30 protein-coding genes are annotated in these 23,878 nt (G+C 33.8%); 16 read left to right on the top strand and 14 right to left on the bottom strand.

All coding sequences use genetic code 11. The features are described from left to right. Nucleotides 1-265 precede the first annotated feature (265 nt). Nucleotides 266-1,237, top strand: coding sequence for an LLM class oxidoreductase (locus KA845_RS08460; protein ID WP_002508820.1), 972 nt, complete (start codon nucleotides 266-268; stop codon nucleotides 1,235-1,237). Then, entirely contained in the window at nucleotides 1,221-1,451 is a 231-nt protein-coding gene (locus KA845_RS08455; RefSeq protein WP_002508821.1) for a DUF896 domain-containing protein, read from the top strand. The genes KA845_RS08460 and KA845_RS08455 overlap by 17 nt, the downstream gene beginning before the upstream one ends. A gap of 94 nt (nucleotides 1,452-1,545) precedes the next feature. Here KA845_RS08455 and KA845_RS08450 read toward each other — a convergent pair whose 3' ends face one another. After that, nucleotides 1,546-2,409, bottom strand: a complete 864-nt coding sequence (locus KA845_RS08450; RefSeq protein WP_210127963.1) for a fructosamine kinase family protein — start codon at nucleotides 2,407-2,409, stop codon at nucleotides 1,546-1,548. Between the two features lie 201 nt (nucleotides 2,410-2,610). On the opposite strand from KA845_RS08450, the gene KA845_RS08445 reads away from it, so the two are divergent. The 3 genes from KA845_RS08445 (at nucleotide 2,611) to KA845_RS08435 (ending at nucleotide 4,784) form a co-directional block, all read left to right on the top strand. Beyond that, nucleotides 2,611-3,675: a quinone-dependent dihydroorotate dehydrogenase gene (locus KA845_RS08445; protein WP_103388192.1), complete on the top strand. Its 1,065-nt coding sequence runs from the start codon at nucleotides 2,611-2,613 to the stop codon at nucleotides 3,673-3,675. A gap of 342 nt (nucleotides 3,676-4,017) precedes the next feature. Then, complete coding sequence (locus KA845_RS08440; RefSeq protein ID WP_021459614.1) at nucleotides 4,018-4,194, top strand: hypothetical protein; 177 nt, start codon at nucleotides 4,018-4,020, stop codon at nucleotides 4,192-4,194. Nucleotides 4,195-4,361: 167 nt separating this feature from the next. After that, nucleotides 4,362-4,784, top strand: coding sequence for a universal stress protein (locus KA845_RS08435; RefSeq protein WP_103388193.1), 423 nt, complete (start codon nucleotides 4,362-4,364; stop codon nucleotides 4,782-4,784). An 84-nt stretch (nucleotides 4,785-4,868) separates the two neighbouring features. On the opposite strand, the gene KA845_RS08430 is transcribed toward KA845_RS08435, so the two are convergent. From KA845_RS08430 to KA845_RS08420, 3 genes are all read right to left on the bottom strand, one after another. Continuing rightward, entirely contained in the window at nucleotides 4,869-5,678 is an 810-nt protein-coding gene (locus KA845_RS08430) for a Cof-type HAD-IIB family hydrolase (RefSeq protein WP_021459616.1), read from the bottom strand. A gap of 43 nt (nucleotides 5,679-5,721) precedes the next feature. Next, nucleotides 5,722-6,108, bottom strand: coding sequence for a VOC family protein (locus KA845_RS08425; RefSeq protein ID WP_103388194.1), 387 nt, complete (start codon nucleotides 6,106-6,108; stop codon nucleotides 5,722-5,724). Between the two features lie 137 nt (nucleotides 6,109-6,245). Next, nucleotides 6,246-6,662, bottom strand: coding sequence for a transcriptional regulator, SarA/Rot family (locus KA845_RS08420; protein WP_103388195.1), 417 nt, complete (start codon nucleotides 6,660-6,662; stop codon nucleotides 6,246-6,248). A gap of 230 nt (nucleotides 6,663-6,892) precedes the next feature. Between KA845_RS08420 and KA845_RS08415 the strand changes: the two genes are divergently transcribed. Then, the gene (locus KA845_RS08415; protein WP_082435637.1) at nucleotides 6,893-7,108 is read left to right on the top strand and encodes a YozE family protein; all 216 of its coding nucleotides are present in this window, start codon (nucleotides 6,893-6,895) and stop codon (nucleotides 7,106-7,108) included. Between the two features lie 135 nt (nucleotides 7,109-7,243). Here the strand turns inward: KA845_RS08415 and KA845_RS08410 are convergent, their stop codons facing one another. From KA845_RS08410 to yut, 6 genes are read right to left on the bottom strand one after another with little or no spacing between them, the layout of a single operon-like run. Further along, nucleotides 7,244-7,954: an ABC transporter ATP-binding protein gene (locus KA845_RS08410; protein WP_167867812.1), complete on the bottom strand. Its 711-nt coding sequence runs from the start codon at nucleotides 7,952-7,954 to the stop codon at nucleotides 7,244-7,246. Beyond that, nucleotides 7,947-8,726, bottom strand: a complete 780-nt coding sequence (locus KA845_RS08405) for an ATP-binding cassette domain-containing protein (protein ID WP_021459620.1) — start codon at nucleotides 8,724-8,726, stop codon at nucleotides 7,947-7,949. The genes KA845_RS08410 and KA845_RS08405 overlap by 8 nt, the downstream gene beginning before the upstream one ends. Then, a complete protein-coding gene (nikC, locus tag KA845_RS08400) occupies nucleotides 8,719-9,540 on the bottom strand; it encodes a nickel transporter permease (RefSeq protein WP_021459621.1) in 822 nt (273 codons plus the stop codon). Before nikC ends, KA845_RS08405 begins: the two co-directional genes overlap by 8 nt. Next, complete coding sequence (gene nikB / locus KA845_RS08395) at nucleotides 9,537-10,514, bottom strand: nickel ABC transporter permease (protein WP_021459622.1); 978 nt, start codon at nucleotides 10,512-10,514, stop codon at nucleotides 9,537-9,539. Before nikB ends, nikC begins: the two co-directional genes overlap by 4 nt. Continuing rightward, the gene (gene nikA, locus KA845_RS08390) at nucleotides 10,507-11,994 is read right to left on the bottom strand and encodes a nickel ABC transporter substrate-binding protein (protein ID WP_210127968.1); all 1,488 of its coding nucleotides are present in this window, start codon (nucleotides 11,992-11,994) and stop codon (nucleotides 10,507-10,509) included. The genes nikB and nikA overlap by 8 nt, the downstream gene beginning before the upstream one ends. A gap of 2 nt (nucleotides 11,995-11,996) precedes the next feature. Next, nucleotides 11,997-12,929: an urea transporter gene (yut, locus tag KA845_RS08385; protein ID WP_210127961.1), complete on the bottom strand. Its 933-nt coding sequence runs from the start codon at nucleotides 12,927-12,929 to the stop codon at nucleotides 11,997-11,999. Between the two features lie 209 nt (nucleotides 12,930-13,138). Between yut and KA845_RS08380 the strand changes: the two genes are divergently transcribed. The 7 genes from KA845_RS08380 to KA845_RS08350 are packed head-to-tail and all read left to right on the top strand — an operon-like array spanning nucleotide 13,139 to nucleotide 18,176. Further along, nucleotides 13,139-13,441 (top strand): urease subunit gamma, encoded by a 303-nt coding sequence (locus KA845_RS08380; protein ID WP_021459625.1) that lies wholly within the window; start codon nucleotides 13,139-13,141, stop codon nucleotides 13,439-13,441. 13 nt (nucleotides 13,442-13,454) lie between these two features. Next, a complete protein-coding gene (locus tag KA845_RS08375) occupies nucleotides 13,455-13,859 on the top strand; it encodes an urease subunit beta (protein ID WP_167867811.1) in 405 nt (134 codons plus the stop codon). After that, entirely contained in the window at nucleotides 13,856-15,571 is a 1,716-nt protein-coding gene (gene ureC, locus KA845_RS08370) for an urease subunit alpha (protein WP_021459627.1), read from the top strand. Before KA845_RS08375 ends, ureC begins: the two co-directional genes overlap by 4 nt. An 11-nt stretch (nucleotides 15,572-15,582) precedes the next feature. Beyond that, a complete protein-coding gene (ureE, locus tag KA845_RS08365) occupies nucleotides 15,583-16,035 on the top strand; it encodes an urease accessory protein UreE (RefSeq protein WP_021459628.1) in 453 nt (150 codons plus the stop codon). Next, nucleotides 16,028-16,717, top strand: coding sequence for an urease accessory protein UreF (locus tag KA845_RS08360; protein WP_210127959.1), 690 nt, complete (start codon nucleotides 16,028-16,030; stop codon nucleotides 16,715-16,717). The genes ureE and KA845_RS08360 overlap by 8 nt, the downstream gene beginning before the upstream one ends. 11 nt (nucleotides 16,718-16,728) lie before the next feature. After that, nucleotides 16,729-17,343, top strand: a complete 615-nt coding sequence (gene ureG / locus KA845_RS08355) for an urease accessory protein UreG (RefSeq protein ID WP_210127957.1) — start codon at nucleotides 16,729-16,731, stop codon at nucleotides 17,341-17,343. Further along, nucleotides 17,343-18,176, top strand: coding sequence for an urease accessory protein UreD (locus KA845_RS08350; RefSeq protein WP_021459631.1), 834 nt, complete (start codon nucleotides 17,343-17,345; stop codon nucleotides 18,174-18,176). Before ureG ends, KA845_RS08350 begins: the two co-directional genes overlap by 1 nt. Before the next feature lie 52 nt (nucleotides 18,177-18,228). Here the strand turns inward: KA845_RS08350 and KA845_RS08345 are convergent, their stop codons facing one another. Then, nucleotides 18,229-18,435 carry a hypothetical protein gene (locus tag KA845_RS08345; protein WP_021459632.1) on the bottom strand — a complete coding sequence of 69 codons (207 nt, stop codon included), beginning with the start codon at nucleotides 18,433-18,435 and terminating at the stop codon, nucleotides 18,229-18,231. A 178-nt stretch (nucleotides 18,436-18,613) separates the two neighbouring features. Here KA845_RS08345 and KA845_RS08340 point away from each other — a divergent pair, with 178 nt between their 5' ends. Beyond that, a complete protein-coding gene (locus KA845_RS08340) occupies nucleotides 18,614-19,084 on the top strand; it encodes a thioesterase family protein (RefSeq protein WP_002508831.1) in 471 nt (156 codons plus the stop codon). Nucleotides 19,085-19,252: 168 nt separating this feature from the next. Here the strand turns inward: KA845_RS08340 and KA845_RS08335 are convergent, their stop codons facing one another. From KA845_RS08335 to KA845_RS08325, 3 genes are read right to left on the bottom strand one after another with little or no spacing between them, the layout of a single operon-like run. Continuing rightward, nucleotides 19,253-19,897: a TetR/AcrR family transcriptional regulator gene (locus KA845_RS08335; RefSeq protein ID WP_021459633.1), complete on the bottom strand. Its 645-nt coding sequence runs from the start codon at nucleotides 19,895-19,897 to the stop codon at nucleotides 19,253-19,255. Between the two features lie 11 nt (nucleotides 19,898-19,908). Continuing rightward, nucleotides 19,909-21,039, bottom strand: coding sequence for an ABC transporter permease (locus KA845_RS08330; RefSeq protein ID WP_210127955.1), 1,131 nt, complete (start codon nucleotides 21,037-21,039; stop codon nucleotides 19,909-19,911). A 2-nt stretch (nucleotides 21,040-21,041) separates the two neighbouring features. Further along, on the bottom strand, nucleotides 21,042-21,746 hold the full coding sequence (locus KA845_RS08325; RefSeq protein ID WP_103388199.1) for an ABC transporter ATP-binding protein: 705 nt from the start codon (nucleotides 21,744-21,746) through the stop codon (nucleotides 21,042-21,044). Between the two features lie 155 nt (nucleotides 21,747-21,901). Between KA845_RS08325 and KA845_RS08320 the strand changes: the two genes are divergently transcribed. Further along, entirely contained in the window at nucleotides 21,902-22,453 is a 552-nt protein-coding gene (locus tag KA845_RS08320; RefSeq protein ID WP_002508836.1) for a TetR/AcrR family transcriptional regulator, read from the top strand. 108 nt (nucleotides 22,454-22,561) lie between these two features. Next, nucleotides 22,562-23,773, top strand: a complete 1,212-nt coding sequence (locus tag KA845_RS08315; protein WP_119510846.1) for an MFS transporter — start codon at nucleotides 22,562-22,564, stop codon at nucleotides 23,771-23,773. Nucleotides 23,774-23,878 lie beyond the last annotated feature (105 nt).

Below are 23,878 nucleotides of genomic sequence, written 5' to 3'. Positions count from 1 at the left end.
TTCCTCCTTAAAATTGACCTGCATGTTCAATTTATATTTTATTTTATTATTATTCAAACATTTGCTGGTAATCAAACTAAATTAAAAACAAATAATTTATGCTAATTTTTATCTTTTCAACGTTTTTAATACTATGTTGTTTAGACAACTTCTTCTAGAGCATGTCGTTTGTCTTTACAGCCAAAGGTGCTATAATACCAATTAAACAACGGATGTTATTTAGTTAATGGTTGTTGTTTAATTTTATTAGATTGGAGGTAATGACGTGACATTAGCAGAAGAACACGAGACATTTCAGCGTACTTTTCAGCCACAGAAGTTAACGTTAGGACTAATTGTGCCATTTGACAATGCAACTCATGATGCGTATGCTTTTGCAACACAAGCACGATTAGCTAGTCTAGCTGATGATGTCGGCTTTAGTAGTTTGTTTGTCAGAGACAACCCATTATATAGCCCACATCTGGGAGACGTAACGACAAATTATGATCCATTTGTCTTTTTAACGTATTTAAGTACACATACAACTAATATTGCTTTAGGTACTTCAAGTATTGTAGCAACGTTACGTCATCCTATCCATCTAGCTAAAGCAACAACATCATTAGATTTAATATCGAATGAACGGCTGTTACTAGGTATGGCTACAGGTGATAGAAAATTTGAATTTCCTGCCTTTGACATTGATAGCGACCAGTTAAGTACAACTTTTCAACAAACAATCGAATCATTACAGTCAATGTGGCAGAGTCATTCACCACACATCGATAACGATTTATTTTCCCTATATGAAGAAAGTGGATTGCAAGTGCTACCCAAACACCGACATATTCCAATGTTTGCTACTGGATATGCACAACAAACGATGACGTGGATTAAAAAGCATATGGATGGTTGGATGTTCTATCCACAAGCATTCCAACAACAAAAAGCATTACTCGCTGAATGGCATGATTCAACACACTTCAAACCATTTATGCATCCTTTAGCCATTGACTTAGATAGTAATCCTAATGCACTTTTAAAACCTATTAAAGGCGGCTATCATTTAGGACGTAATACGTTATTACAAATGTTAAAACAATATGAAAAAATAGGAACAAACCATATTATGCTTCATTTCGTTAATTATAATCGAACTTATGAAGATATGATTTTGGAAATAGGTGAACATGTTATTCCCTATTTCTTACCACATTCAATACAGGAGGAACACAAACATGGAATTATTAGATAGAATCAATGCTTTAGCAAATAAAGAAAAAGTAACTACACTAACAACTGCAGAAAAAAGCGAGCAACATCATTTAAGACAAGAATATTTGAAAATGATTAGAGGACAAGTTGTTAATACGTTTTCAACATTAAAAGTAGTAGATCCATTAGGTGAAGATGTAACACCTGACAAAGTGTATCAATTACGAAAAGAAATGGATACTTTAGATTTGTAACTACAAATAAAAAGACTGGTGCACATTGATTGCCCAGTCTTTTTTCGTGCTTTATTAACAATTACATTGCGTATTAACGTTCTTAAAAACCAATTTACGCTTTAGCTTGAATAATTTTATACATACTACGTTCAACACTGCTAGCGTACATACCTCCAAATTTCAAAAAATGTACCATTAATAAATAGAGCTTATAAAATTCTAACCGTAGTTCCGCACCGTCAGCTAACGGTAACACTTGTTGATATGTTTCATAAAAACTCTGATTAAAAGCACCAAATACCATAGTAATTCCAATATCAAACTCTCTATCACCATATAAAGGTGCCGGATCAAATAATGCTGGTGAGCCATCTGTTAAAAACATGTGATTGCCACCCCACAAATCACCATGTAACAAGGAAGGTTCACTGTGATGTTCAGCTAAACTTTGATTAATAATTGCTCTGACTTGTTCATATTGTTGAATATCTGCTGTTTGCCACATCCCTCTCTCCACTAATGCGTCTTTCAGAGGATCTAAACGCTGTTTCACAAAAATATCTTGCCATTGTGTAGACCAAGCATTATCGAAAGTAATATCTCCACCTTGATACGGTAAATCAAAACCAAATTGACCCTCTGGTTGCTTATTTTGGTGCATTTTGGCAACTAAGCGCGCTAAATCACTTTGTTGACCTTCGATTCCTTCATCTAGATAACTTAATAATAAATAAGCATCATCTGTTATTTGACCATAATCAATTACTATAGGTGCTTGAATACCTTCAGCTTCAAACTGTTTCAGTCCAGCTATTTCTGCCGCATAAAAATCTGAGTTTCGATTACGTTGTACTAGTAAAAAATATTGTTCATCACTAGTATCTACTTTGTACGCCTCATTGACATCACCACCACTGATTGGTGTAATTGAAATTATATTTGCTATATTCAACTGTTCTATCCATTGTTTATCCATCGTATCCCTACTTTCCTTCGTGAAAATTATACGCTCTGTGGTCCAATATAAGTACCAAATTAGCAAGTCATATTAATGTATTTCACGTTTAACCTTTATTTAAATCATTACTCTATTGTAAAATAATAATAACTTTATAAATTAGTCGTAACATCAACTTTCATTTTTCAAAACTAAACTTTTTCTATTGGAGCGTAAATCATGTACAAATTACTCAAACCACTTATCTTTAACATCGATCCAGAACAAGCTCATGGTATGACCATTAATGCTTTAAAATTTATCCAAAAACATAATAAATTGCTTTCAGCAGTTAAAAGCTGTTTTGATTATCAACAAGACACGCTACAACAACAAATTGCTGGCGTAACTTTTAATAATCCTATTGGTTTAGCTGCTGGCTTTGACAAGTCGTGCGAAGTACCTAAAGTCCTTGAAATGGCTGGTTTTGGTGCCTTGGAATTAGGTGGCATAACGCCTAAACCTCAACCTGGCAATCCTAAGCCACGGATGTATCGTTTAATTGATGACCAAGCCATTATCAATCGTATGGGTTTTAACAATATTGGTATGAATAAAGCATTAAGTAATTTACGTAAATATGCTTATCATGTGCCCATCGGTATTAATATAGGCGTTAATAAAACAACTCCTTATGAAGAACGCTATCAAGATTATTTAAAGGTCATGGAAACTTTTAAATATGATGCGACATTTTTCACTGTGAATATTAGTTCACCAAACACAGCAAACTTACAAAACTTTCATGATAAAGATGAATTTGCGATGCTTTGTAATACATTAACATACTTTCAGGCATCTCAAAATATTACACAACCTATTTTCATTAAACTTACGTCTGATATTTCCACAACTGAATTAAGTCAAATTTTACCAACAATAGTTGATACATTTGATGGTATTATCTTGGCTAATACTACACAACGCCGTGAATCACTTACTTCTAACAACCAAAATGAAACTGGTGGTTTAAGTGGCAAGCCCTTATTCGAACGTAATTTAGAATTGATTAAATGGACATACCAACACACTAACGGAGACTTCCCTATTATTGGTACTGGCGGTATTTTTACTGCTGATGATGTCATTCGTATGATGCGTAATGGTGCATCACTTGTACAAATTTATAGTTCCCTTATTTTTGAAGGTCCTACACTTACTAAAAAAATGAATAAAGCTTTAGCTAGCTATTTACAACAAAATAATTATCATAATATTCAAGAGCTTGTTGGTTTAGATGCATAGTAAGTCCAGAGGCTAGGACAATATTGATTCGTCCTAGCCTCTTTTATATTGGCAGTAGCTGACTGCATTGAAATTGCGCTTCAAATCAAGCTTGTTTCAATGCTAGTCATCCTTGCCGGGGTGGGACGACGAAATCATTTTTTCAAAATCAGATTTCTGTCCACTCCCTTTCTATTATTTTGTTATATAATTCATGAAACTATTATGCACACACAAAAAATGGTAAAATAAATTTATATTGATACTTTTATTCTCACAAACTATTTTTGCCGTGCCATATATCGTTAGTTAGCAGCCCTCTCCTTCATAGCTACGTAAATTTGATAAGCAGGAGTGATTTTAATGGAAATTTTAAGAAAAACTACTGAAGATAATAAACCAACTTTTCATGTTCGCACGAATTTAGGCTTAATTATTAAAATAAAAGCAGCACCTGAAATGGATGAAACGGAAATTAACCAATTACTGGAATACGTCGCTAATGATATGGACAATAAATTAAAAAGTAATATTGAATAACTTAAGCATGCAATCTAAGTAAATACTACTAATTACCACACGCCTTTTTCTATACTATTTCCCTATGTTTTTAATAGTTATATAAACTTTATACACTGCAAAATACCAAATTTAAGTCATTATAATTTTTTTAATAGGGTATTAACAAGTAAAAGGAGGCAATGACTATGTATAATAATATTTTATTAGCATATGACTTTGACAACTCATTTACAAATGTGCCAAAAGAAATTGAAAGCTTAGCTGCAGGAAGAGACAATGTTACTGTAACGCTTTATAATGTAATATCCGAAGCGGAATTACAAAGTTCAGTGCGTTACAATAATAAACACTTAGAAGATATAGCTGAGGAAAAAGAACATCAACTACATCCATTTATTGAAGAGTTAGAAGCTACCGGTGTCTCTGTTAACGTAAAATTCAGTTCCGGACCTATTAAACAGACCTTACTAAAAGAACTTAAAGATTCCGCCTATGACATTATTGTCATGAGTAATAAACGCGATAAGGCTAATTTAGGTAATGTGCTAGGCAATGTTACACATAAAATTGCTAACAGCGCAGAGATACCTGTATTAATAATTAAATAACATAAAAAAACTCAATTTTTACAGATCTCCTTCCTATTAATATTGGAAGTTAGCATCTGTAATCATTGAGTTTTTCACTATCAACTAATCTTGGGCTTGAAGATACTGTTCAATCACTTGTAACACACCAGAATCGTCATTCGATGGTGCACGGTATTGTGCAACTCTTGCTAACTCAGGGCTACACGATGCCATAGCATAACTGTGTGGTGTCAGTTGCAACATCTCTATGTCATTGTTAGCATCACCGAAAGCTAATAATTCATGGTTCGCTATTCCCCAGTCGTCGAGCAAAGTTTGTATTGCTTTACCTTTATTCACTGATGGTACTAGTAAATCCACACTATCATTACCGCTTGTTACTGCTCTGACAATATCTGAATACCGTTGTTGTAAATCCTCAGTAATCGTAGTTACTAAATTTGTATCTTGAATGCGCATAGCGACTTTAATAAATGTATCATCAACTACTTCACTAAAATTATCCACAAATGTAATATTTTTATAGTATAACTGTGCATAATCTATAAAGGTTTGATTTGTGCCTTTCAGCATATATGCTGTTTTAATTCCACCTAATATAATATTTTCAATATGGTAAGTTTGTTGTAAATACTTTATTACATTATGTATATCACTATCGACAAAAGCCTCTTTAGCCAAGAGTTCGTTGTTAAAATAAGTTAATGCACCATTTTCAGCGACATACACAATTTTTTGATCTTTACCTGGGAAAAATGAACGCAATTGCTCATATTGATTTCCACTTGCAACAATAAATTTTATTTGTTGCTTTTCCATTTGTTTATATAATTGTTCAAAATAAGCCAGATCATATGTATGATCCGACTTAAAAAAAGTGCCGTCTTTATCGACTGCTATTGCTTTAATCAAGTTTAATCCCTCTTTCCTGAATTATTCAATTGCTGTCATCTCTTTAGCTCATCGCAATAACATTAAAGCGGTGGCCGTCCGGATCACTAAATAGTCCTCCATAATAACCTTCTAATTTAGTTCCTCGTTGCAACACTGTGCCATTTGCTTGGTTTACTAGCGTTAATAGGTCATCAACTTCCGCTTCCGTTGCTACTGATAGTGAAATTAAAGCTCCATCTATCTTTGGAATATTATCAAGACTCGCAGCTTTTTTAAATTGTTGCTGCTCTATTAACATAATAATTTTTCCATCTGCTGTTTCTATGCCTAACATCTTTGCTTGCATTGCTTCATTGTGTTTAATAGTAAAACCTAGTGCTTGGTAAAATCCTTCACTCACTGATAAATCTGCCACAGCTAAATTCAACCAATTTGATGTAATATTCATAAAAACACCATCCTTTTATCACTTAAATACCCTAAAATAATCATACAAATCGATTTTTATTACTTTGAAAATAGGGACTAAATGCACACTAAATTAACTTTTTCATGATGATTGGTTGTACCTATAGTTGAACTAAATTACTGACTATCATTCGTAATACGGGCTAAATGCTGAATTTGGCTTAAATTAACTTTTTTAATAAGTTGATTATAACTATTCATCGCAGCTACAGTTTGCTCAGCACCTTCAGCTGTCAAATATATATACATGGCACGTTGGTCTTCTACACATTCTTGTCTATAAACAAAAGCAGGAGTCATTTTTTCTAGTCTGACAATCAACCGAGACATGGCACTTTGACTTAAATCTACTACTTTAATTAAATCATTAATTTTATATTTCTTACCTTTACTGTTATAGATTTCATACAACACATAAAATTCTCTTAGACTTATATCAAATTGTTCTTTTAATACATTTTCGATCATAGTGTCGATATAACGTACGTACTTTGTAATTTCCATCCAGTTATCTATCTTTGTGCTAGCTTGCATAGTTATACCTCCTCTCTCTTAGATTACACGTGTATTTTAGTTTACATTTCTAACATCACTTGTGAATTCATATAATAATTAACTATAACATTATAATAACTTTTATTTATATTTCCAACTGCTATTGTTTTTCATTATAAGGTGCACAAGAAAATTTCACAATTTTCAGTATTGCACAACTTTAAATTTTTAAGTTATAATAACTTATATTCAATAAATGAGGTGGTTTTCTGAGTTTTTATGAATTTATACGAAATTTTACTGGTGATAATACGCCACTAGGAGAACTAGCAGATTTGGTATCTACAGATGCTGATTTTCCAATAAACGTGCAATCAAAAAGTGAAATTTTAGTATATTTTAGCACTTCGCCTTATTATAACAATAAGCATTTAGAAATTGTAAAAAGAGCCTTCTCTATTTACTTTCAAACTGCTAAATCTTAATAGGCAAATCACCATTTAAAGTCTAGAACGTTAAATTCGTTCTAGACTTTAGTTGACTGATATCAATTATTATTAAAATTTACCTATAATAAAACTACTGGCTGTAATAGATGCCAGTAGTTTTTAATATCTTTACTATTTCTTGCTTCGCCACTCTACATCATAAACAGCAAGCAATTGCTGTGTGTATGGATGTCTTTCTGCACTAAACAAATATTTTTTGTGAAAATCATCTACAATTTCGCCATCACGCATGACCACTATGCGTTCTACAGTAGCGGTAATAAACGCCATATCATGAGAAATTATAACCATTCCATGCTGAGTTTCTTCATAATAATTTAATAGTACATTGCTCATTTGTTGTTCTAGTAATACATCTAAATTTGAAGTAATTTCATCACAAATTAATATTTCAGGTTGCAACATTAATGTGCGTAAAATATTAAAGCGTTGTAATTGTCCCCCACTTAATTGATAAGGTTTTGCTTGTAATAACTCTGGGTCTAAATTCAATTGGGTCATTAAATGTTGTAACGTCAAATCAATATTACTATTAATAGATTTATAATATTTTTTAGGTTCTGCAAGTGATTGTGCCAGTGTTAAGTGGGTATTGAAACTTTCAATAGCGTGTTGAAAAATCGGCAACATCGTCAATGAATGTGCATCATATTGTCCCTTTGTTGGCGTAATTAATCTTAGCAAAATATGAGCCAGTGTCGTCTTACCTGAACCACTTTCTCCAACTATACCAACACGTTCTTGTGCATTCATAGTAAAGTTTATATTACGTAATATCGGTTTATTGTTATCAAAGTACGCTACATTTGTTAATTTAATCATATGATTCATCCTTCACTAACTGGCTGCGATGTCGAAATAGTGTCTCACTATATTGAGTCATCTGACCTTGTTTTACATTATCGATAGTAAGTCGATCTACGATTGAGCCGTCTTTTATCACTTGAATATAATCACTAAAACTTAATACATGCGTCAAATTATGAGTTATGACTAATAAAGTAGCTTTGTGTACATCAGCTAAATGACGTATAAGCGTCATTAAATGATAACCTGTAACAGCATCTAGTGCCCCCGTAGGTTCGTCAGCAATAATAAGTTGAGGTTTCAACATTAAAACACTAGCAATTTGGACTCTTGCAAGTTGACCACCTGACAATGTAAAGCGATATTGCTCCATAATTTTTTGTCCATTTAATTCAACCCATGCTAAAGCTTCCAATACTTTCGTTTTTGCTTGTTGTTTATTTACTGCAAAATGAGCTCGATAAATTGCTATTAATTGTTTGCCAATTTTAGTATGTTCATTAAAACTATGACTATAGTCTTGAGAAATATAGCCAATCGTTGTCCCTAGTAATTCGTACATATCTTTATACTGCTTACCATTATATTTTAATGTGGAGTGTGTCATTGTTAAATTATCAGGAACATGTTGAATCATTGCTTTGGCTGTCAAAGTCTTTCCTGATCCACTTTCACCAATTAACACATTGACTAACCCGCTTTTTATATATAAATCCACACCGTGAATGAGTGTTTTACCGCTATTATTGTTAATGTACAACTGCGTAATTTCTAATTGATTACTCATTTGACTCACGCTTCCCATTTAATAAATTATCCCGGAGACGATCTCCAACTAAATTAAATATTAAAATTGTTATTGTAATCATTAAAGCTGGTACAATCATTAATAAAGGATTACTTTCCATGAATGATCTACTCGCATTTAACATGGCTCCCCATTCAGGCGAAGGTGGTTGTGCACCTATCCCTAAAAATGACAATGATGAAATATATAAAATAATTTTCCCAAAATCCACTGTCATCAACACAAGTATCGACGGCATAACTTTTGGCAATACATGTTTCCAAATAATCATATAGTTTGGCACACCAAATAGTTTGGCCATTTTAATATAGGACTTGCCCATTTCGCCATTGACTATTGCACGTGTCAGTCTAGTGTAATTCATCCACTTTATAAGAGTTATCGCTATTACTAAATTCCAAATACTTGGTTTAAAGAAACTAGCCATAGCTATCATAAGTACAAATTCAGGTATACTTAAACCAATATCAAGCAATCGCATAATAACTTTATCTGTCCATCCATTCAAATATCCAGCTATTAATCCTAGTGGGACACCAATAATAACTACTAACACAAGCGTAATTAAACTCACAACTAAAGTATAGCGCGCACCTATAATCACCCTACTCAACACATCTCTACCATAATCATCAGTACCTAACCAATGTTGCAAACTTGGTGCTTCAAATGTTTGTGACAAGTGTACGTCAATAGCATCATTAGTAGAAACTACAAATTGTGCACCTATTATTATGACTAAATAACAAAAAAAGATAGCATATACAATGTTGCTCTTGTTTCGTTGAATCATTGTATACCGCCTCCTTGCTTATCTAGTTGATGCTGACGAATAGGTTGGTAAGATCTCCGTTTAGGATCTAACCACAGTAATAATAAATCACTAACAATATTTGCAATTACTACACAAAATCCAATTAATAGCACAGCCCCTTGTACTACAGGATAATCCCGAGCTCGGATGCTATCCATTAAAAAATAGCCCAATCCGGGTATACCAAATAAATTTTCAATCACCACAGTACCACCAATTAAACTACCTACAGACATTCCTAACATAGTTACAACGGGTATCATAGTTGGTTTAAACATATCGTGCCATAAAATATAATATTCAGACATACCCCGTATTCTCGAAGCTTCAACTTCTTTTGACCGAAATTGCTCAATGACTGTAGAACGAATTAAGCGTACATAGTATGCACTCATACCAATGCTCAAAGCAATTACTGGTAAAATATAACCTGTTATATTGTCGGTTCCTGATGAAGGTAACAGTTGTAATTGCTGCGCAAAAATATAAATCAAAAGAATTCCTACAAAAAATGACGGTACACTAACTGTCAATGACGTTAGTGTACGAATCAATGTATCTATCCATGTATGATAATACTTTGCTGACAGCACCCCTAGTGGGATAGAAATACACAACACAACTACAATAGTACAAAGTGCAATAATTAAAGTTGGTGGTGCATAATATAGCAATTCTTGAATTACTGGCGAACCTGTTTGATAACTCAGTCCAAAATCCAAGCGCACAATGTGCGTTAACCACTGAAAGTACTGTACGATTAGCGGTTGGTTGAGCCCTAATTTTTCTTTCGTAGCTTCAATTTGCGTTGATGAAACATTTGCCACGTCAAGCTGTAAAATTTTATCTATCGGGTTCCCTGGTGTTAACTTCATCAATATGAATGTAATGATGGATAACACAAACAAGACGATAATCATTTGTGTAAATCTGGAAATTAAATTTTTAATCATCCGTTTTCTCAACCTTATGATCTATAAGATAGATACCTTCAGGAGTAGCATTAACATTTTGCACCTGCTTATTCAAACCAACAATTGTATCATTATAAGTAATATAACTATTCGCATAATCTCGTGCAGTAATATCTAAGATTTCGTTCGTTAATTTTTGTCGTTTGTCATTATCTACCGTTGTATTGAACTGGTTAATGAGTTGATCTACTTGTTTATTATGATAATTACCTTGATTAATAGCTCCACCAGTTTTATAGGCTTGGTTAAAGAAATAACCTGTATCGCCACGAGGTAATGTTCCCATACTATACATAGACGCATCCCATTGTGATTTATCTTTTAAGTAACCGTCAATATCATCAACGTTACGCACATCAATCTCTATATTAACTTTCTTCGCATCTGACTGAATTACTTGCGCAATTTTAGGCAATTCAGGACGTCCATTATAAGTCGGCATTACTATTTTTAAAGGGTGTTCTTTAGTATAGCCTTCTTTCTTCAAGATTTTTTTAACTTCCTCAAGATTTTGCTGCTGTACTTTATTATGTTTAATGCCAGAGACAGAATCATTAAAAGGACCGTTTGCAGGTTTGGCATAGCCTTTTGATATTTCTTGGGTAATACTATGACGATCTATGACTTTATCTAATGCTTGACGCACTGGTTTAGTCATTTTATCGCTGTCATGATTATAGAGCAACATACCAGTTCTAAAGCCAGAGACATTCGAAATTTTAGTTTTATCATCTGCTTTTAAAGACTTCACTTTTTCGACAGGGACGTCAGTGATGACATCTGCTTTGCCAGATTTTAAATCACTTGCTCTAACGTTACCATCTTCTTGATATGTAACATTAATTTTTTCCATTTTCGGTTGTCCTTGCCAATAATCTTTATATTGCTGCAAACCTATTTTTTGCGATTGTTGATGTGACTTAATTTGATATGGGCCTGTGCCAATCGGTTTATTTTTAATGTCACTATTGGCATTCACATCATATATAGCAGCGAACGGACTTGCTAATTCTGAAATAAGTTCAGGATAAGGTTCCTTAGTTGTAATTTGCACTTGTTGTCCGTCGGCTTTAATTTGTTCAATAGGTAACGATCCTTTCACTAAATCACTATGTTTCAAACTATATTCCAAACTTTTTTTCACTGATTGACCTGTTAAGTGCTTACCATTTTGGAAATTAATATCATCTTTAATTGTTAAATTAAGCTCTTTAGCTGATGGTTGATTATATTTTTCGACTAATAATTTTTCAACATTACCTTTTTTATTAACTTTAAATAATGATTCAGCTGCCCCCATTTTGACAGGTACATCTGTGTCATAAGGTGCTAATGTTTTTGTTTTTAGTGGCAACTCCACATTTAAGGTCTTAGATTGATCTTGTTGACCAGACCCACTACATCCAGCTAATACGATTGTTGCAACCGCCACTAATGTAGCTAGTTTTTTCATATTAATTCCTACTTCCCATTTTGATTTTCTAATGATTCATCTATTTGTTGTTCTTGCATACGAGTGCCTGCAAACAACATAATCCATGTTGCAATAATGAATGGTAATGTAAACACCGGTAAACCAAATGGCGTTAATAATGTAGTTAATCCAGCATGTAACATGATGGTTAACAAAATCCCCAGTGCAATACTGATATATCGATTTATACGTGTTTCAAAAGCCACACCTAAAGCTAATACCGTCAAGACCACATTATAACCAAACAAACCTGCATTTATTTGATCATGATTTGCGCCAAACATTAAATCGATACCTAAACCTAATAAATTAGCACCAATTGACAACAGCCCCGCTTTTCTAGAAGCGATAAAAATACCTATTAAAATCAAGATACCTGCCATGACATTATCTAATAAAAATATTTCACTGAATCCTGACAAAAATGCTGATATAAAATGTACGTTATGTTCTGAAAAGACGATCTCTTTAACTGTATTAGGTAAAATATCAATATCAGCATCTACGTGTTGAAATTGAAAAGATGTTAATAACACACTAGAGCTAATGAACACATACGGTATAGTCAACATAGGTACACCAAAAGGTTTTAAAAATTCTCGCACTGCTGAACCAATAGGCATAGTTATTAATATCGCAATAATAACAAATACCCAACTATACCATTCTGACGTCAAAAAAATTGTTAGAGCAATACCTGTTAATACTGGGTTAAACCCAGCTAAACCAGCTGTTATTTCCGCTTCTGAATAATTGGTTTGCTTCGCTAATAATAACGCAATGATACTCGCTATAAGCGCAATCAACCCTACTTTCCAACTTCCTAAAAAGAGACCAATCAAAACAAACAAACCGGTCCATGGGTTTTGTAATAATAAAACCTGTGCAATATTATTCAAAACGATTTTAGCATACTTCATTCTTACACCTTATTTCTATTAAACTCAAGAACTTCCTATAACATTTTATAGCTAATAATTGTCAAAAACAACAAATGTAACTTTTATATAAAAATGTTTTATTATAAAATAAATGTGTAATGTTTGTACTATGTATGAAATAGTCTTAAAATTAATTAGTGCATAAACAAAATTTATATGCCAAACCAATTTAGAAAGTAGGGATTACAGTGCATTTTACACAACGCGAAGAAGATAAATTGATGCTTGTTGTTGCTGCTGACTTGGCACGAAGACGACAAGCAAGAGGCTTAAAGCTCAATTATCCTGAAGCTGTTGCTATTATCAGTTATGAATTGCTAGAGGGAGCAAGAGATGGTAAAACTGTTTCACAATTAATGAGTTATGGCAAACAAATTTTGAGCGAAGATGATGTAATGGAAGGCGTTGCAGATATGTTAACTGAAATGGAAATAGAAGCAACATTCCCAGATGGCACTAAGTTAATAACTGTACATCATCCAATAGTATAGGGAGGGACCTGTTATGAAACCAGGTGAAATAATCGTTAAACGTACAGAAATAGAAGTAAATAGCGGTTTAGACGCAACTATTTTGAACGTTAAAAACACAGGAGATCGTCCTATTCAAGTAGGCTCTCATTATCATTTTTATGAAGCAAATCCAGCGCTTACTTTTGAGCGTGAAAAAGCATATGGTAAACATCTAGATATACCTGCCGGGGCTGCTGTACGTTTTGAACCGGGAGATGCAAAAGATGTACAACTTGTTGAATATACTGGTAAACGTCGTATTTTCGGTTTCCGTGGTGAAGTCAATGGACCAATCGACGAAACACGTGTCTTTAAGCCAGAAGACGACGACAAAGTCATATTAGCAGAAAAGAAAAATAGTAAAAATGCTAATAAAGAAAGTGGGTATAAAAAATGAGTTTCAAAATGACGCAATCACAATACACAAGTTTATATGGCCCGACAATTGGGGATGCAATCCGTCTAGGAGATACGAATTTATTCGCTGTTGTGGAAAAAGATTATGCTACATATGGCGATGAAGCAGCGTTTGGTGGCGGTAAGTCTATTAGAGATGGTATGTCTCAAAACCCTAATGTCACACGTGATGATAAAGATGTAGCAGACTTAGTTATTACTAATGCTGTGATTATTGATTATGACAAAGTAATCAAAGCTGATATTGGTATTAAAAATGGCTTTATTATGAAATACGGTAAAGCTGGAAATCCAGATATTATGGGCAACGTCGATATCGTCATTGGTGCTACTACAGATGTTATTTCTGCTGAAGGAAAAATCATTACGGCCGGTGGGATAGATACGCACGTTCACTTTATCAATCCAGAGCAATCACAAGTAGCATTGGAAAGTGGTATTACTACACATATAGGTGGTGGTACTGGCGCTTCTGAAGGCGCAAAAGCAACTACTGTCACACCAGGTCCTTGGCATATTCACCGTATGTTACAAGCTGCAGAAGCCTTACCTTTAAATGTTGGTTTTACAGGTAAGGGGCAAGCTGTTAACCACACTGCACTTATCGAGCAAATACATGCCGGTGTTATCGGCTTAAAAGTCCACGAAGACTGGGGCGCAACTCCTTCAGCCCTACACCATGCTCTAACAGTAGCTGATGACTATGATATCCAAATCGCTTTACACGCCGATACGTTAAACGAAGCTGGCTTTATGGAAGATACAATGGCCGCTGTGAAAGACCGTGTATTGCATATGTATCATACAGAAGGCGCTGGTGGTGGACACGCACCAGATTTAATTAAATCTGCTGCCTACTCTAATATCTTACCTTCATCTACAAATCCTACACTTCCGTTTACAGTGAATACAATAGACGAACATTTAGATATGGTAATGATTACGCATCACCTTAATGCCGCTATTCCTGAAGATATCGCATTTGCAGATTCTCGTATACGTAAAGAAACGATCGCTGCTGAAGATGTCTTACAAGATATGGGTGTCTTTAGTATGGTAAGTTCTGACTCTCAAGCAATGGGTCGTGTCGGTGAAGTTATTACACGTACTTGGCAAGTAGCACACCGCATGAAAGCGCAACGTGGTTCACTAGAAGGCGATAGTGAATACAATGATAACAATCGTATTAAACGCTACATCGCTAAGTACACAATCAATCCAGCGATTACACATGGTATTTCAGATTATGTCGGTTCTATTGAAGAAGGAAAATTAGCAGATTTGATTATGTGGGAACCTGCATTTTTCGGTGCAAAACCAGACGTTATCGTTAAAGGTGGTTTAATTAACACGGCAGTAAATGGTGATGCTAATGGCTCTATTCCAACTTCTGAACCATTAAAATACCGTGTGATGTATGGACAATATGGCGGTAATATCCAAAGTACTTCAATGACATTCGTGTCAAAAACTGCCTTCGAAAGTGACATCGGCACACATTTAGGCTTGAGACGCAAGATTCGACCTGTGCACAATATTCGTAAATTAACCAAAAAAGATATGCAAAACAATGATGCTACACCATCATTAGATGTAGATCCACAAACTTACGAAGTATTCGTAGATGGAGAAAAGATCACAAGCGAACCTGCAACAGAATTACCACTATCTCAAAGATATTTCTTATTTTAGGAGGAACACAGTTGATTATTGAAGAAATACAAGGCAATATTGCTAATTTATCAGCAGATCAAAAGCAAAAACATATCGAAAAAGTTTACTTGGAAAATTCAGATTTAGTTAAACGTATCCAACGCGTAACTACAGATCATGGTAACGAGGTAGGCATTCGCCTGACTCAACCTATTGATTTACAGTATGGTGATATTTTGTATGCAGATGATAATAATATGATTGTAATTGATGTAAATTCTGAAGATTTACTCGTTATCAAACCACGCTCTTTACAAGAGATGGGTGATATTGCTCATCAATTGGGAAACAGACATTTACCAGCGCAATTTACTGAAAGTGAAATGCTTGTCCAGTATGATTATCTCGTAGAATCATTGCTTCAAGACTTAGGTATTCCATACAGTCATGAGGACCGTAAAGTCAACAAAGCATTTCGTCACATAGGCCATTCACATGATTGATTATAATGCTTTACGTCTATTTCAATTTTGTGATTCCCAATTTCCGACGGGTGCTTTTAGTCACTCATTTGGACTGGAAACCTATATTCAAAACAATATAGTCCACGATGCAAATAGCTTTCAACAATGGCTCACTATGTTTCTCAAAGAACAATTGACATATAGTGATGGTCTAACCATTCGTTTAGTTGTAGAGGCATTAGAACAAAATGACTCTGCCAAAATATTAAAGTTAGATCATTTACTCTTTGTACAAAGTATGCCACGTGAGACCAGACAAGGTGCAAAACAAATGGGAGTTCGCATGGTTAAATTGGCCAATGAACTTTACGATAGTCCTTGGATTAAATGGTATGAAGATGCTTATAAACAGAAAGAAGCACATCTTCACCCTGCAATTTGCTTTGCAATGTTAGGTCATCATTTAGCACTCGAAAGCGCTCAAATTATTGATTATTATCTATATCAAAACATTTCCAGCCTTACTCAAAATGCTGTACGTGCCATTCCATTAGGTCAAACTTCAGGTCAACGTATAGTGACGACTATGATTGGTCAAATCGAACCAATCAGAAATCATATTTTATCAATATCTGAAGCCGATCTAGGTTTAACTGCTCCAGGCTTAGAACTAAATCAAATGGAGCATGAAAACGTGAATGTCAGAATTTTTATATCATAGGAGGTATTTATATGTCACAAACAATAAAAATAGGTGTTGGTGGCCCAGTAGGTGCCGGCAAAACACAACTCATTGAAAAATTAGTAAAACGCCTCTCACAAGACCATAGTATTGGTGTTATCACTAATGATATTTATACAAAAGAAGATGAAAAGATTCTAGTCAACTCTGGAGTATTACCTGAAGATAGAATTATTGGCGTTGAAACTGGCGGTTGCCCGCATACTGCTATTCGAGAAGATGCATCAATGAACTTTGCCGCTATCGACGAACTCAAAGAACGTAATGACGATATTGAGCTTATTTTTATCGAATCTGGCGGGGATAACTTAGCTGCCACTTTCAGCCCTGAATTAGTGGACTTCTCTATCTATATCATCGATGTAGCACAAGGCGAAAAAATTCCTCGTAAAGGTGGACAAGGTATGATTAAATCTGATTACTTTGTTATCAATAAAACAGATTTAGCACCTTATGTAGGCGCATCTTTAGATCAAATGGCTGAAGATACAAAAACATTCCGTGGAAATCGTCCATTTGCATTTACCAATTTAAAAACTGATGATGGACTAGAAGATGTATTAAATTGGATAGATAATGATATATTCCTTAAAGGGCTTGCCTAATGTCTAATCATTGGACAGGACAATTAGATATGACCATCTTTAATAATGGTCGTAAATCTGTGGCTAGAGATGTATTTTTCGAGCAAGCTTTAAAAGTGATGCGTCCAATTTACTTAGATGAATCACATGTCCCTACATTTTATATTGTCAACGTCGGCGGTGGCTATTTAGATGGTGACCGTTACCGCATGAATTTTAATGTTGAAGCTGATGCTGCAGTAACATTAACTTCTCAAGGTGCTACAAAAATTTATAAAACATTAAATGATCATGTTGAACAATATCAAACATTTAACATTGCTGATAATGGATTTTTAGAATATGTTGCAGATCCAATTATTGCATATGAAAATGCTAAATTTTTCCAACATAACTGTATCAATTTAAGTACGCAAGGTTCTATATTTTATACAGATATTTTGACACCTGGTTATGCCAAAGATGATACTGACTTTAGTTATGATTATATGCATTTATTGAATGAAATCTATGTAGATCATAACTTAGTAAGTTATGATAATTTGTTGTTAGCTCCTAGCAAAAACAATATAGGTGACATTGGCTATATGGAAAATTATACGCATTTAGGTTCATGTTATTTTATTCATCCTCAAGTAAATCAACACTTTATAGAGGATCTATATGAACATATAAAACCACTTGCAAAACAATATGACTGTCGCGTTGGTATTACTTTATTAGCTACTCATGGATTAAGCATACGTGTGTTATCAAATAAAACAAATATCATTGAACATTTGTTTTCACAGGTACAGTCTTATGTTGTGGAACAAATATTCCATCGACCTACACCATTCTTAAGAAAATATTAAGGTGACTCATAAAAAGGTTCAAAGCAATGATTGCTTTGAACCTTTTTATTGTTTAAATTGTCTGTAATAACATAATCACACTTAATGCCAAAATAACTAGTGTCGCTAGATAAATGCTTAATTTTTCAGCTTTTGTTGCTGATTTTTCTTCTTTAGAAAACAAACTAAATAACGAGCCATCTCTACCGATTAACAATGCAATAGAATAACTAAGTAAGACAAGAGATATAATAAATAAAATAATTGCACTTATTACCATCGTTAGATTACCTCCTTGTTGTAATTACTAACTAATCTATCATGGATTCAATATTCAAACGACTAATACCCCTTATAACATCTACACAGCTTGATTTTATCTTTATCATCATGAGATGATAGTACTTAATATAATAAGTTTTTATTTGCTTAAAATGAAATTAATGGAGGAAAACCACATGACAGTCAATTATATTTACCGAAACACTGTTCAACCATCATGGATTGACCATAACAATCACATGCACGATGCACAATATTATGCTGTATTTAGCGATAGCGTGGTAGCATTCTTTGAAGCGATGGATTTTTCAGTTAGTCGTCGTAAGGATCAAAATATAACTATTTTTAGCTTAGAAGCTCATATAACATTTCTTAAAGAATTAGTCTTAGATGAGTCTTTTTATGTCCAACCACATATTTATGATTATGATGCTAAACGCGTTCATCTATTTTTATCTATGTACAACGCACTAGACGAACCGATTGCTACATACGAAATTATCATGATGGCTGTCAATTATCAAACACGTAAAAGCACGATCTTCCCCGAAGATATTTTAACGACTATTCAACAACAATATGAAACGCAAGCTGCTTTCACTCCACCAAAACAATTAGGTCATGTTATTCAAATACCACGAAAATAAACAAAAGAGTGAGACAGCAATCTAATGTTATTAACAAGATTGTGTCACCTCTCCAAAAGATAACTAACATTGAAAAAAGCAGGATTGACGTACAATTTCAATATAGTCATCTACCTACAATATAAAATTAGGCTGGGTTGAATCAATCATCCCCAGCCTTTTTACTTACTATACCTTTAAACTATAATACAAACTGTCTTTTACAAAAGTCGCAAATTCATCAAATGCTTTATCTCGTGATTTATTGGCGTCAATAATCATCGGCAAATTCAAGTTGAACGTCTGTGCAACTATAGTCCGTATAGCATATTCTTTGTTCACGTCTCTCATATAACCTTGATCAATCAACTTTTGCAATAATGGGGTTAATTGAGCGAGCAAATTTTCAGTAAACAAATTTATGACTATTGTTTGTAACTGTACACTAGTCAGTGCTTCATTGAGTAATACTTTAATTAACACTCTATTGTCATAAATAAATTGTGAACGATTATCGACGAACTTATCGATAAATGTTTTCAAATCATTAGTCAATGTAAGTTCTGTTTTGAACTCGGTAAGCGCTACAGGAATAACATTATTTTTTAAAATAGGTATTAATCCAGCATATAGTAGTGTTTGCTTATTTTTGAAATGTTTAAAAACTGTCCCTTCTGCAACTTGTGCATGCTGCGCAATATCTTTAGTAGTTGTTTTATCATAGCCCTGCTCGCTAAATAATATAACTGCACTTTGCAACACTCTTTTTTGACGTTCACTCAGATGTTCAAGCCGAGGCATAATTGACTCTACTATTGCTTTTAAACTGTTCATGACTATTCACCCTAAACTTTTCTATAACGTTTCATGCCTATGATATTTAATACGAGTAATATAAGGAAAAATGCTAATAATACAAGCAAATTTAAGTATACGTCTTCTAGTACAAATCCTTTAATCATGACATCTTGCATCGTTTGTCCTGCATAGTAAAGTGGCATAATATGAGCAATATAACCTAATATTTTACTCATAGATTCTATAGGAATCAGACCCGCAAACAGTACTTGTGGCACAATAACGAGTGGAATAAATTGAATCATTTGGAATTCTGATGCTGCAAATGTTGATAATAAAATACCAAAGGTTAATGCTACAAGTGCTGTAAGTATAGTTGTTAAAAGAACGACCAAAATTGATCCTTCTACTATAATATTCAGTACATATACTGCAAAAAGTACGACAATTACCGTTTGAATTATACTAAAGATACCGTAACCAATAATATAACCAAATATAATTTGACTACGCTTGATGGGTGAAGCTAGCAGTCGTTCTAATGTGCCTGATGTACGTTCTTTTAATAAACCAATGCCCGAAATTAAAAAAGTAAAGAAAAACACAAAGAATGCAATTAATATCGGATTAATCATATCAAAGTATGTTGAACTTGCTGAACCATATATGTAATCTGTCTTTATTTCATACGGTTGTACGTTATTTTGAGAGCTTTGACTAGCATCAGTAGCTCCTGCTTGTTGCTGTACATTTGCTAATGCATCTTGCAACTCCTTCGCATTATTTTTCATTTGTGTCATGTTTTGATTAATCAACCACTTTTGATTTAGTGAAGCCAACACTCCCGACTGTGTAGGATTATCATTCGCATATGTAACATGTAGTTGATTGTCTTCAACAGTAGCAAAACCAGTTAAATCGCCCGATTTTATTTTATTAGCAATATCCTTATTATTATCATAATAGCGAATATCTATTCCTTCTTTTTCTACAGCATTAATAAATGTTTTTGGTGCCTCAGCTACACCTAACTTAACACCATTCGAATTATCCGATACGGAAAAAATATAATATAACAATGATAAAATAAGTAACGGTGCAATGATCAATAATGCAAGTGTCCTTTTATCTCTTAGTGTTTGCTTTACAATACGCTTTGCAATGTGTAATGCATTCATCATTATTCCTCCATATTTAAAAATACGCCTTCAATCGTATCTGTATGATATTGTTGTTTGATTTCTTCCGGAGTGCCGGTTGTGATGATACGGCCATGATTCATTAGTACTAACCTGTCGCATTTTGTCGCCTCATCTAATACATGTGTGGTAACTATGATGCTTTTCCCTTGTTCTTTGGCTAGATTTAAATCATGCCATACTGCTTGTCTAAGTTTTGGATCTATGCCTACAGTTGGTTCATCTAAAATTAACACCGCTGGGTCTTGTAAAAAACTAATAGCTAAGGATAAGCGTCTCTTCATCCCGCCTGAATAATGTTTCACCTTTTTATTTAAGGCGTCCTCAAGGTTGACCATTTCACTACAAATTTTCACACGTTCACGAATATGTTTTCGTTTTTTAATATAAATACCTGCAAAAAATTTTAAATTTTCTTTACCTGTCAAATCTTCATATAGTGCATCACTTTGTGCCATATAACCGATATCTTTCAATACCTTCCTATTGGGAATCGACTTTTCATTTATAGTAACCCATCCTGTATCAGTATGCTCCATGCCAAGTATACATTGAATCAACGTCGTTTTTCCTGTACCTGAAGGACCAATTAATCCTACAATTTCACCAGGTTCAAAATTAACATTAATATCTTCTAACACTTGTTGTTTCTTAAAAGCCTTACTCACATTGTTTACTTCAATCAATTAAACTACCCCCTAAAAGTGAGTGAATACTCATTTCTCAGTTACACATTACATTTTTTTAGTAATTAAGTCAAAGGTAATCTTATTTTGACTTAATACTGACCTGTTGTTATCATTAAGTAGAACGGTCATTCTATCCAAAGGTGTGAAATATGATGTCACAAAAGAAGCAAGATATTTTAACAGCTGCAGAACGTTTATTTTATGATTATGGCTTTAGAGGCGTTGGTTTAAAACAAATCATTCAAGAAGCCAATGTTGCTACAATGACATTATATAATCATTTTGATTCGAAGGATAAATTGGTAGAAGCTGTATTACAACAACGTGAATCTCGCTATTGGCAATATCTTGATAGTCATGTAGCACGTAATCCACAGTACCCATTTTTATCCGCTGTAGAAGCGCATTGTCAGTGGTTAAATGATTATTCCTCTCAAGGCGATATGTTTATTCGAGCGATTGAAGATTATGCAGATCAAGATAACAAAATTGAAAATATTGCTCGTGGCCATAAACAACGTCTACTCAATTATTTGGAAAATTTAGCAACTGAAGCTGGTATTACGAATGGTGAAGACTTAGCAATTCAATTCACGCTTTTATTAGAGGGGACGACTTCTATGACTGCGCTTATTAATGCTAAAAGAGCGACTGCCCAGGCTTTGAGTATGGCACGGATGTTACTCAATGAAGCATACAAATAATCATTATTACGAGGTAATTGCTGTAATCAGGTGTGCCTCGTTTCTTAATTCCCTTAAATAGAATGAACGTTCTATCTAATATAAATTAATTTACAAGGTGGTATTAACGTGCACTTTTCTAAATTAGTTTTTCCTGGTATAGCCATGATTGCTACTACTTACGGACTTGGGCGCTTTAGTTTTGGTTTATTTTTACCTTCCATAACTGAAGATATCGGGATGACAACATCACAAGCTGGTATTATCTCATCTTTATTTTATTTAGCTTATTGTTTTACGATTATATATGCTACTTTTCAAACAGCTACGATAGGCCCCAAACGTATGATTATGCTTGCTGGATTATCTGTTATTGTTGGTTTATTTACTATTGGTATATCGCCAAATGCGTTAATACTATCTTTAGGTGTCCTTTTTGCTGGTGCTAGTACTGGCCTTGTTTCACCACCTTATGGTTATACTATTTCTTTATGGATTCGTATGACCGATCAAGGTAAAGCCAATACTTGGATCAATTCCGGTACAAGCTTTGGACTAATGTTTACAGGATTAACTGCAATGGTAGTATTTTTAGATTGGCGCGCAACTTATTTTATATATGGTGTTATTGCTGTTGTTGTTTTATTATGGAATTTCAAAAATATTCCACCATTACAACATAATTTAAATATTTCAACAGGTTCATTTAATATACGTGATATCACATATAGTAAGCGCATTATCCTAGCTTCTTTACTTTTAGGTTTTGCTACAGCACCTTTTTGGACCTTTTCAAAATCCTTTATAGAACAGACAGGTCATTATACAGATTTAGAACTTTCTATATTTTGGATACTTATTGGACTTTTTGGTATTATCGGAGGAGTTTCAGGCGCTATGATTGATAAACGAGGTATACATTTCGCTTATAATTTAGGCGTTATTATGCTTGCTACTTCTTCCTTATTATTAGCATTTACACCTAATATTTGGTTATTGGCCTTTATTTCTTCAGGCTTATTTGGATTTAGTTATATTTATTTAACAGGTGTATTGTTAGTGTGGGGAATTAAAATTTTCGCCAAAAATGCTTCATTAGGTATAGGCATACCTTTTTTATTATTAGCAGTTGGCCAAGTTATAGGGTCATCATTAGCAGGTATCGTCATTGATACCGTAAACTTTCAAAATACATTTATTATATTCGGTATCACTGGTTATTTAGCGTTATTACTATATCCACAAATTAAGGTTAAAGCTAAGCCACAACCTAAAGGCAAATATAACAAGTTACAACAAAGCAATAAAGAAATACTCGACTACTATGAACAGCATAATTAAATACTACTAACTAAATCTACTCTCCATAACTGACTTCCACTACATTTATGATTTGCGTTTTAATGTATTCCAATTTTAATTGCTACTATCATTCACCTAAGTGGC

This window comes from Staphylococcus sp. GDX8P114P-2 (assembly GCF_017892945.1).
Classification (GTDB): domain Bacteria; phylum Bacillota; class Bacilli; order Staphylococcales; family Staphylococcaceae; genus Staphylococcus; species Staphylococcus arlettae.
Note: the sequence above shows the minus strand (reverse complement) of the source record. Positions and strands in the feature narration are given on the sequence as shown.

Coding starts and splice junctions, on each gene's coding strand:
- KA845_RS08455 (WP_002508821.1), top strand. CDS start 1,221: ATGGAATTATTAGATAGAATCAATGCTTTAGCAAATAAAGAAAAAGTA.
- KA845_RS08450 (WP_210127963.1), bottom strand. CDS start 2,409: ATGGATAAACAATGGATAGAACAGTTGAATATAGCAAATATAATTTCA.
- KA845_RS08445 (WP_103388192.1), top strand. CDS start 2,611: ATGTACAAATTACTCAAACCACTTATCTTTAACATCGATCCAGAACAA.
- KA845_RS08440 (WP_021459614.1), top strand. CDS start 4,018: ATGGAAATTTTAAGAAAAACTACTGAAGATAATAAACCAACTTTTCAT.
- KA845_RS08435 (WP_103388193.1), top strand. CDS start 4,362: ATGTATAATAATATTTTATTAGCATATGACTTTGACAACTCATTTACA.
- KA845_RS08425 (WP_103388194.1), bottom strand. CDS start 6,108: ATGAATATTACATCAAATTGGTTGAATTTAGCTGTGGCAGATTTATCA.
- KA845_RS08420 (WP_103388195.1), bottom strand. CDS start 6,662: ATGCAAGCTAGCACAAAGATAGATAACTGGATGGAAATTACAAAGTAC.
- KA845_RS08410 (WP_167867812.1), bottom strand. CDS start 7,954: ATGATTAAATTAACAAATGTAGCGTACTTTGATAACAATAAACCGATA.
- KA845_RS08405 (WP_021459620.1), bottom strand. CDS start 8,726: ATGAGTAATCAATTAGAAATTACGCAGTTGTACATTAACAATAATAGC.
- nikC (WP_021459621.1), bottom strand. CDS start 9,540: ATGATTCAACGAAACAAGAGCAACATTGTATATGCTATCTTTTTTTGT.
- nikB (WP_021459622.1), bottom strand. CDS start 10,514: ATGATTAAAAATTTAATTTCCAGATTTACACAAATGATTATCGTCTTG.
- yut (WP_210127961.1), bottom strand. CDS start 12,929: ATGAAGTATGCTAAAATCGTTTTGAATAATATTGCACAGGTTTTATTA.
- KA845_RS08375 (WP_167867811.1), top strand. CDS start 13,455: ATGAAACCAGGTGAAATAATCGTTAAACGTACAGAAATAGAAGTAAAT.
- ureC (WP_021459627.1), top strand. CDS start 13,856: ATGAGTTTCAAAATGACGCAATCACAATACACAAGTTTATATGGCCCG.
- KA845_RS08360 (WP_210127959.1), top strand. CDS start 16,028: ATGATTGATTATAATGCTTTACGTCTATTTCAATTTTGTGATTCCCAA.
- ureG (WP_210127957.1), top strand. CDS start 16,729: ATGTCACAAACAATAAAAATAGGTGTTGGTGGCCCAGTAGGTGCCGGC.
- KA845_RS08350 (WP_021459631.1), top strand. CDS start 17,343: ATGTCTAATCATTGGACAGGACAATTAGATATGACCATCTTTAATAAT.
- KA845_RS08345 (WP_021459632.1), bottom strand. CDS start 18,435: ATGGTAATAAGTGCAATTATTTTATTTATTATATCTCTTGTCTTACTT.
- KA845_RS08340 (WP_002508831.1), top strand. CDS start 18,614: ATGACAGTCAATTATATTTACCGAAACACTGTTCAACCATCATGGATT.
- KA845_RS08335 (WP_021459633.1), bottom strand. CDS start 19,897: ATGAACAGTTTAAAAGCAATAGTAGAGTCAATTATGCCTCGGCTTGAA.
- KA845_RS08330 (WP_210127955.1), bottom strand. CDS start 21,039: ATGAATGCATTACACATTGCAAAGCGTATTGTAAAGCAAACACTAAGA.
- KA845_RS08320 (WP_002508836.1), top strand. CDS start 21,902: ATGTCACAAAAGAAGCAAGATATTTTAACAGCTGCAGAACGTTTATTT.